This is a genomic window from Paraburkholderia nodosa (genome assembly GCF_001718195.1).
Classification (GTDB): Bacteria; Pseudomonadota; Gammaproteobacteria; order Burkholderiales; family Burkholderiaceae; genus Paraburkholderia; species Paraburkholderia nodosa_A.
Window position 1 is genome coordinate 55852 of record NZ_MCNV01000038.1, and the last position, 7609, is coordinate 63460.

8 protein-coding genes are annotated in these 7609 nt (G+C 65.7%); 7 read left to right on the forward strand and 1 reads right to left on the reverse strand.

Features of this window, described 5'->3' with window-relative positions:
- The first annotated feature begins 33 nt into the window (after positions 1-33).
- The 6 genes from BFD71_RS41695 to BFD71_RS41700 all read left to right on the forward strand — a co-directional run bounded on the left by BFD71_RS41695 (position 34) and on the right by BFD71_RS41700 (position 6343).
- A complete protein-coding gene (locus tag BFD71_RS41695) occupies positions 34-177 on the forward strand; it encodes a hypothetical protein (protein WP_176733003.1) in 144 nt (47 codons plus the stop codon).
- 32 nt (positions 178-209) lie between these two features.
- Positions 210-896, forward strand: coding sequence for a trimeric intracellular cation channel family protein (locus tag BFD71_RS35620; protein ID WP_069268908.1), 687 nt, complete (start codon positions 210-212; stop codon positions 894-896).
- A 417-nt stretch (positions 897-1313) separates the two neighbouring features.
- Entirely contained in the window at positions 1314-2417 is a 1104-nt protein-coding gene (locus BFD71_RS35625) for a porin (protein ID WP_256095061.1), read from the forward strand.
- 54 nt (positions 2418-2471) lie between these two features.
- Positions 2472-5003: a glucose/quinate/shikimate family membrane-bound PQQ-dependent dehydrogenase gene (locus tag BFD71_RS35630; RefSeq protein ID WP_069268905.1), complete on the forward strand. Its 2532-nt coding sequence runs from the start codon at positions 2472-2474 to the stop codon at positions 5001-5003.
- 139 nt (positions 5004-5142) lie between these two features.
- Positions 5143-6180: a porin gene (locus BFD71_RS35635; protein ID WP_083245655.1), complete on the forward strand. Its 1038-nt coding sequence runs from the start codon at positions 5143-5145 to the stop codon at positions 6178-6180.
- Between the two features lie 22 nt (positions 6181-6202).
- Positions 6203-6343, forward strand: coding sequence for a hypothetical protein (locus tag BFD71_RS41700; protein ID WP_176733002.1), 141 nt, complete (start codon positions 6203-6205; stop codon positions 6341-6343).
- A gap of 430 nt (positions 6344-6773) precedes the next feature.
- Here the strand turns inward: BFD71_RS41700 and BFD71_RS35640 are convergent, their stop codons facing one another.
- Positions 6774-7214, reverse strand: coding sequence for a hypothetical protein (locus BFD71_RS35640; RefSeq protein ID WP_069268906.1), 441 nt, complete (start codon positions 7212-7214; stop codon positions 6774-6776).
- Between the two features lie 204 nt (positions 7215-7418).
- Between BFD71_RS35640 and BFD71_RS35645 the strand changes: the two genes are divergently transcribed.
- Positions 7419-7609: helix-turn-helix domain-containing protein (locus tag BFD71_RS35645; protein WP_141710860.1), on the forward strand; the 191-nt coding region annotated here is incomplete at its 3' end.

Genomic DNA, 7609 nt, shown 5'->3' on the forward strand with positions numbered 1-7609 from the left:
CGCGCACGCCGCACATTGCACAATGAAATACGCATGAAGGAGTCGTCCATGCCGCATCTGGTCGAAACCGTGGCGCCCGCCATTGGCGCGCTGCTCGACCCCACCTTACGCACCGGCCTCGAAGCGATGCTGTGCGCGGCCGCCGCCTGGCTCGGCCGCGAAAGCGAGGCGGCGTGAGCGTGGCACTCGGGGCGCACGTGGGCGCGCATATCAACGCTCACACGGCCTATACGGTACTCGACCTGATCGGCACATTCGCCTTCGCGATCTCTGGCGCCGTTGCCGCGCGGCAGCGGCGGCTGGATCTGTTCGGCATCGTCGTCGTGAGCTTCATGGTGGCGTGCGGCGGCGGCATCATCCGCGATCTGTGCATCGGCGCGGTGCCGCCAGCGGGGCTCGCGAACTGGGCCTACCTCGCCGTCACGCTGCTGGCTACGGGGCTGACCATTGCCGCGTATCCGCAGGTGCGGCGGCTGCGTCATCCCGTGCTGTTGTTCGATGCGATCGGTCTTGGACTCTTTGCGGTGGCAGGCGCGCAGAAGGCGCTTGCGTACAGCCAGAGTGCGGAGCCGGCCATCCTCCTCGGCATCGTGAGCGCGGTGGGCGGCGGCGTGATGCGCGACGTGCTGCTCTCGCGCGTGCCTGCCATTCTCGAGCGCGAGATCTATGCGTCGGCGGCGCTGCTTGGAGCCGCCGTGCAGGTGGGGCTCACGTATGCGGGCTGGTCGACGTTCTGGACGCCCTGGGTGGCCGTGATTTCGTGCGTGGCGCTGCGACTGGCGGCGCTCTACTTCGGCTGGCGTTTGCCGGTTTTTCACGCTGCGCGCTCGGCTCAGCCACAAACTGCCCAGCGTGGCGACGCCGCGAAGGCCGATTCGCGGCACGACGCGCGCTAGCGCCAATCACCTTACGCCATGGGTTCGAACGCGATTTCGCCCGTTCGCACCGCGCTGATCTTCGGGCCGAAGCTGCGGATGTTCGAGAGCGTCGCGTTGTGCGCGCGCGGATCGACGCCCCGTTCGCGTGCGGCTTGTCGTGCGTGGTTCTAGCGCCTGGCGTTCGCCCCGCGATGCGCCGCGCATGGTGCGGCGCGGCACGCGAAATGCTCTGCGCCACCACCGCCGTCGCGCGCATGCAACTGTGCGTCATTCGCCGTCCAGCCAGAATGCGGCTTTCTTCACCACGCGCTATGCTTTTTGGTGCGCGATGTGGCCGGCATGAGCCCGGCCACGCCGGCTTGTCTGCACGTTCAACCACGTTATCCGCCCCGGCATGGACCGGATCAAGCAAGAAGACTCCACGAGGGAGCCAACGTGAAAGCGACTCTGGGCGTAGTCGTGCTGCTCGCCGCCAGTTCGGCCGCGAGCGCACAATCGAGCGTCACGATGTATGGCCGCGTGGATGGCGGCATCGAATACCTCAATCACATCGCGAACGGCAACGGCGGCAGTTCGAGCCGCTGGAGCGCCGAAGGCGGCGACTGGGGCACCAGCATGTTCGGCCTCAAGGGCACTGAGGACCTGGGCGGCGGCAGCGCCGCGATCTTCAACCTCGAAACCGCCGTGCAGATCATGAACGGCACCACGGGCGGCGGCCGGCTCTGGTCGCGCCGTGCCTATGTGGGTTTGAAGAACGACACATGGGGGCAACTGCAAGCCGGCCGTAATCTCTTCATCGACAGCGACGGCGTGTGGGCATTCGATCCGTTCGTGCAGCAGGCAGTGTCGTCGGCCTCGCTCGTGCGCGGGCGCAACTGGCAGCAAACGAGCAACAACGTCGAGTATCACAGCCCGGTATGGAACGGCCTCGACGTGCAGGGCCAGTATTCGTTCGGCAACCAGCCAGGCAACTTCAACGCCGGCGCCGAAGGCGAGTTCGGCCGCTCGGACGGCATCATGCTCTCGTATCACTCGCCGCTCTTCGACCTGCGCGGCATCTACGACGAACTACGCGATTCGAGCGGGCGCTTTTCCAACATCTTCACGGCCTCGCGCGAATACTTCGTGGGCGGCAACCTGCGCGTGCAGAAGTTCAAGATCCAGGCGGCGTACACGCATTACTCCGCACCCGATTCGCCGCCCGGCATTTCCGATACGGCCGACCACTACTGGCTGGGCGCGACCTGGCAGGCCACCCCGAAGTGGGCGGTGACCGCCGCGGGTTTCTATATTCATGTAGGCGAGGGCGGCGGCGACGCCTCGCACGACCCCGGGAGCCACGCCATGCTCTACGCGCTCGGCGCGACGTACAACCTCAGTGCGCGCACGTTCCTGTATGGCACGGTCGCGTATGTGGACAACAGCAAGAACGGCACGTTCTCGGTGTTCGCGACGCCGCGCGACTCGAGCACGCCGACCAGCCCCATGGCTGGCCAATCGCAGACGGGCGCCTACGTGGGGATGATGCACGTGTTCTGACGCCACGCTTTTTCCGCCATCGCAGACGACATTCTTCGAGGAAGGGTTGAGATCATGGCCAGACTATCGAAACCGCTGGGCTTCATCGGCGTCATCTCCGTGCTGTTCACCTTGCTCACGGCGGTGTATCTGCTGGCTGGCGGCGTGTGGCTCATGTCGCTCGGCGGCTCGCCTTACTACGTCGTGACGGGCGTGCTGCTGCTCGTCTTCGCGTGGCTGCTGTGGCGCGCGAGCCCCTCGGCGTTCGTGCTCTATGCGATCGTGCTGATCGGTACGGCGATCTGGGGCCTCTGGGAGTCGGGGCCGGACTTCTGGGCGCTCGTGCCGCGCTCGGGCGTGCTGGTGGTGTTCGGCATCTGGCTGCTCGTGCTCATGAGCTGGCATCTGGAGCGCCCGCGCCAGTTCGGCGTGCTTGCGCTCGTGGTCGGGCTGCTCGTATGGGGCGGCGTGCTCGTGTATGCGCATTTCAACGACCCGCAGCAGATCAACGGCTCGCTCGCGGCGGTGAGGGCCACGCCGGCGCCGAACGTCGACGGCATCGAGCCGTCCGAATGGCCCGCTTATGGACGCGACCAGCAAGGCACGCGCTATTCCCCGCTGCAGCAGATCACGCCCGAGAACGTGCATAACCTCCAGGTGGCCTGGACCTTCCGCACCGGCGACATGAAAGGCCCCAACGATCCGGTCGAGATCACCAACGAAGTCACGCCGATCAAGATCGGCGATCTGCTTTACCTGTGCTCGCCGCACCAGATCCTGTTCGCGCTCGACGCGCAAACCGGCGAGCTCAAATGGAAGTTCGATCCGAAGCTTCAGGCCGATCCTTCGTTCCAGCACGTGACCTGCCGGGGCGTGTCGTTCGTGGACCTTTCGGCGGCGTCCGTGAACGCCGCGGCGGCGGACCTGGGAGCGACGGCGACAACGCCCGCGGCCGCATCGGACGCCGCGGCGGCTTCCGGAACCGAAGCGGGTGGGCCAGCCAGTGATCCCGCGTCGGCAACGCAAGCCGCCGCGCCCGCGAGCGCACCCGCGGCCGCAGCAACGTCTGCCGCCGCGAACGGCACCTGCATGCGACGCATCCTGCTGCCCGTGAACGACGGCCACCTGTATGCACTCGATGCGCTGACGGGCGAGCGCTGCGCGGGCTTCGGCAACAACGGCGACCTCGACCTGCAGCACGCCATGCCGGTCACGACGCCGGGCATGTACGAGCCCACCTCGCCGCCGATCGTCACGAACAAGGTGATCGTCGTGGCAGGCGCCGTGGAAGACAACTTCTCGACGCGCGAGCCCTCCGGCGTGATCCGCGGCTTCGACGTGCGCACGGGCGAATTGCTGTGGGCGTTCGATCCGGGCGCGGCGAACCCGAACAAGATTCCGGGCCCCGGCGAGCACTACGTGTGGAATTCGCCGAACTCGTGGGCGCCGGCCGCCTACGATGCCAAGCTCGACATCGTTTATCTGCCGATGGGCGTGAAGACGCCGGACATCTGGGGCGGCGACCGCACGCCCGACCTCGAGCGCTACGCAACGGGCCTGCTCGCGCTGCACGCGTCGACCGGCAAGCTCGCCTGGTTCTACCAGACGGTGCACCACGACCTGTGGGACATGGATCAGCCCTCGCAGCCCACGCTCGCCGACATCACCGACAAGGACGGCAAGACCGTGCCGGTGGTGTACGCGCCTGCGAAGACGGGCAACCTGTTCGTACTCGACCGCCGCACGGGCGCACTCGTGGTGCCCGCGCCCGAAATGCCGGTGCCGCAGGGCGCGGCGCCCGGCGACCACGTCTCGGCCACGCAGCCGTTCTCGGCGCTCACGTTCCGGCCGTCGAAAAATCTCACCGACGCCGACATGTGGGGCGCCACGATGTACGACCAGCTCATCTGCCGCGTGATGTTCCACCAGCTGCGCTATGAGGGCACGTTCACGCCGCCTTCGCTGCAAGGCTCGCTGATCTTCCCGGGCAATCTCGGCATGTTCGAGTGGGGCGGCCTCGCCATCGACACCGACCGGCAGATCGCCGTGGCGAACCCCATTGCGCTGCCGTTCGTCTCGCGGCTCATCCCACGCGGGCCGGGCAATCCGCTCGAGCCGCAGCTGGGCGCGAAGGGCAGCGGCACGGAGGCGGGCATCCAGCCGCAATACGGCGTGCCTTACGGCGTGACGCTCAATCCGTTCATGTCGCCGATCGGTTTGCCTTGCAAGCAGCCGGCGTGGGGTTATATCTCCGTCGTCGACCTGAAGACCAACCAGATCGTCTGGAAAAAGCGCATCGGCACGACGCGTGACAGCTCGCCGATTCCCGTGGCCTTCCGCACGGGCATGCCGATGCTGGGCGGTCCGATGGTGACGGCGGGCGGCGTGATCTTCATCGGCGCGACGGCGGACAACTACCTGCGCGCCTTCGACGTGAACAACGGCAACCGGCTCTGGCAAGCGCGGCTGCCGGCGGGCGGCCAGGCCACGCCGATGACGTACGCGGTGAACGGCCGCCAGTTCGTCGTGATCGCGGCAGGCGGGCACGGCTCGTTCGGCACGAAGCTCGGCGACTACGTGATTGCCTACGCGCTGCCGAAGCAATAAGCAACGCGCGGCCGCCCGGCTGCACCGGGTGGCCGCGGCTTGCGGTTTTTCCACGCGGCGGCAGGTCACAAGCACGACGCCTGCCGCCCCTCATGCAGCATGCGACGCACCGCTCGTGCGCTTCACCCGCTTTTCCCACATGAGTCGAACATTGCGCGCAGCGCGCGCCTGGGCGGTGTTGTCTGCGGCAACCTTCGCCACGTTGCACACGATAGGCGCACACGCGCAAAGCTCGGTCACGCTGTACGGGGCGCTCGACACGAGCATCGAAGTGACGAATCCGGGCGCGGGCTGGGTCGCGCGCATGGACTCGGGCGCGTATCGCGGCTCGCGCTTCGGGCTGCGCGGCGTGGAGGATATCGGCGGCGGCATCAAGATATTGTTCGAGCTGGAAAACGGCTTCGGCTCCAACGACGGCACCTTTGCCGTAGCCAACACGATCTTCAACCGCCAGGCGTGGATAGGACTCGGCACGCAGTGGGGCACGGTGCGCGTGGGGCGGCAATACTCGCCGATCTATATTCCGTTCAAGGGACAGCTCGACGCGTTCGGCGCGGGCACCATCGCTTCGGGCCTCAACAATCTATCGAAGATCACGCCTTATGAAAGCAACGCGATCACGTATCTGTCTCCCGACATCTACGGTTTCTCGACCACGCTGATGGCCTCGCTGCGCGATCCGTCCACGGGCAGCAACGGGCTGGCCGGCAACATCGAAACCGTCGAGTGGCGGCACGGACCGTTTCGCATCTCCTGGGCGCATCAACAGCAAAACGGCGATGGCGCGCTGCGAGCCAATCTGGGCGGCGTGTCGTATGTGCTCGGGCCGGTGACCGGGTTTCTCGCGTACTTCAATGGCGATGGCGGCACGCCGCGCAACCACAGCAACGGCGTTTCGGTCTCGGCGCGCTATGCGGTGACCTCGCGGTTTCGCGCTTCACTGGGTTACGCGTGGGTGCACGACCTCTCGGGCGCCGACAACGACGCCGACCAGTTCAGCGCCGCGTTCGAGTACGACCTTTCGAAGCGCGTGCTGCTCTACGCGAGCGCAGGGTGGCTGCGCAATCGCAATCAGGCGACCTTCACGCTGCGCGGTGTGAACGTCACCGGCCTTCCGCCGTCCTGGCCGGGTGCGCCTGTGCGCGGGGTGCAGTTCGGCATGATCGACCGCTTTTAAAGCGTACGGCTTGCGCCGGGCATTGCACGATAAAGTGGCGCTAGCGGACTTCCCGGGCGCGCTGATCGTGGCCTCGCACGACGCCGATTTCATCGCCGCGCTCGCGCCGACGCATACGATGCAACGGAGCCGCGAGGGATGGCGTTACGATCCCGTCATCTGATCCATCGGATAACGAATCGTACGACCTGATACATAGTCATACTTACCGATTTCACTGCCGATCTCCCTGGAATCGGCAGGCGGTTTCACATGCGTCCATGCCGACGGATGTGACTGTACGTCGGAAGCACTCCATTCAATTGGGCGAAATGCGGGGACTTGCCCGGCCAAATTGCTCCGTTGCCTTTTGCCGATTCGCTCCTGTCGTGATGGCCGCGAAAATACGGTAAAACTTGCTTTTCTGACGTTTCCTCAGACTACGCTGCGAGCGCAACGGTCGCGGCAATAACGCCGGGAATTTCGTGGATCTCGCGCTTCGGCGAGTGCGTTGGTCTGAGGCGATCATCTGCAATCCAAAGAAAAGGCCTCGCTCGCTAACGCTGGCGCATTCGGGCTGTCTGGCGGTGTTTGCAACGCGGAGATCGCGACGCCTAGTCGAAGGCCGTGCAGAGGCGCTCGATCGGTACCGCGATCAGTATGCAGATCGAAAAAGCGAGACCAAAAGTGAAGGCCACGGAAGCCGTCGCTCCGCACCAGGCGACGAAGCGGTTGGCGTCGCGTTTTTCGTGCGCGACGTAGGCAATCTTGCGCCAGGCGCGGCCGGCGGCGTAGGTAATGGCGAGTGCAAGCACGAGCGCACAAACCGAGGCGATGCCGAGGATCCACTGCGTGCCGTGCCAGCCTGGCATCGGATCCTGCGTGACGACGTCGGCGCAGGCCGTGGAAACGAGCGTGACGCCGAGCGCCAGATGCAGCAGCCAGATGAGCGGCACCGCGCACAGACCGAGCCAGGCGGCGACGCGCTGTGCGCGCGTTGGCTCTGGGTGGGAACCGGCGCCGGGTGGTTGCCCGGATGTGGGGGCGGGCGTCATGGGTTCCTCCAGTGAGGCGGCATGGGTTCGCGGCGCAGGAGATGTGCCCGGTGGACGTTATTCGATTTTACATAACATAAATTATCGCAGTTTTACTTGTAAGAGCAAAGTAGTAGTGTCGTACTTGAGCAAAGTACAGATGTCGTACCCAGGTTCGATTTGAGGTACATGCTGGACGGTTTTCACGGATACGTGGAGCCGCCGATGGCCTGTACCGGGATGATCACGATGAGCATGCGCGAGCTGGACCGCCTGAAGGTGATCGAGGCAGTCGCCGAGGCACAGCTGATGCCCTGGCGAGCGGCTGAACGGCTAGGCATCTGCCGCCGTCAGGTCGAGCGCCTGGTGCTGCGGTATCGGGCATCCGGGGCATCCGGGCTGGTTTCGCGACGGCG

What these genes read in the sequence shown, in the direction of transcription:
- BFD71_RS41695 (WP_176733003.1), top strand. Translation starts at nt 34, where the DNA reads ATGAAGGAGTCGTCCATGCCGCATCTGGTCGAAACCGTGGCGCCCGCC.
- BFD71_RS35630 (WP_069268905.1), top strand. Translation starts at nt 2,472, where the DNA reads ATGGCCAGACTATCGAAACCGCTGGGCTTCATCGGCGTCATCTCCGTG.
- BFD71_RS35635 (WP_083245655.1), top strand. Translation starts at nt 5,143, where the DNA reads ATGAGTCGAACATTGCGCGCAGCGCGCGCCTGGGCGGTGTTGTCTGCG.
- BFD71_RS35640 (WP_069268906.1), bottom strand. Translation starts at nt 7,214, where the DNA reads ATGACGCCCGCCCCCACATCCGGGCAACCACCCGGCGCCGGTTCCCAC.